The 744-nt window shown below is 47.4% G+C and carries 1 protein-coding gene; it reads left to right on the top strand.

Features of this window, described 5'->3' with window-relative positions; translation table 11 throughout:
* A partial coding sequence (gene xseA, locus R7093_RS25285) for an exodeoxyribonuclease VII large subunit (RefSeq protein ID WP_318147029.1) occupies positions 1-744 on the top strand: 744 nt, incomplete at both ends.

Here is a 744-nt window from a genome sequence, read left to right on the forward strand (position 1 = left end):
CAGCGGAAGGTTTGTTCGGTCAAAGCAACAAACTGCAAATACCAGAGCAACCAAAGCGTGTTGGTATCATCACTTCTAAAACAGGTGCTGCGCTTTACGACATATTGGACGTTTTAAAACGCCGTGATCCTTCCCTACCCGTGGTGATTTATCCGACCATGGTCCAAGGTGATGACGCAGCCATTCAAATTGCCCAAGCAATCGGTCGTGCTAATAGCCGAAATGAATGTGATGTATTGATTGTTGGTCGTGGCGGCGGCTCTCTAGAAGACTTATGGTGCTTTAACAATGAGATCCTTGCTCGCACTATTGCTGCAAGTCAAATCCCGATCATTAGTGCTGTGGGCCATGAAGTCGACATGACGATTGCCGATTTTGTTGCCGATGTGCGAGCTCCTACTCCATCAGCTGCCGCTGAACTGGTTAGCCGTGACAATAGCCATAAAGATCAATCGCTTGTAGCGAAACAGCATAAACTAGCTAGTGCGATGCGCTACTACTTAGCACAGCAAAAACAGCAATCTGCGCAACTTCTGCATCGCTTAGAACGCCAACATCCAAGTTATCAGTTGCAGCGTCAGTCACAGCAACTCGATGAGCTGGATATGCGTTTGCGTAGAGCTATGCAGCGCTTCATCGATACACGCCAACAAGCCGTTGAGCGTAAACACCATCGTCTGCAATTAAACTCTCCTATTAAACACTTAGCACAACAAAAGTCGAGGCTTGAACGTGTTGAGCACA

It is taken from the genome of Vibrio sp. 1580 (genome assembly GCF_033340055.1).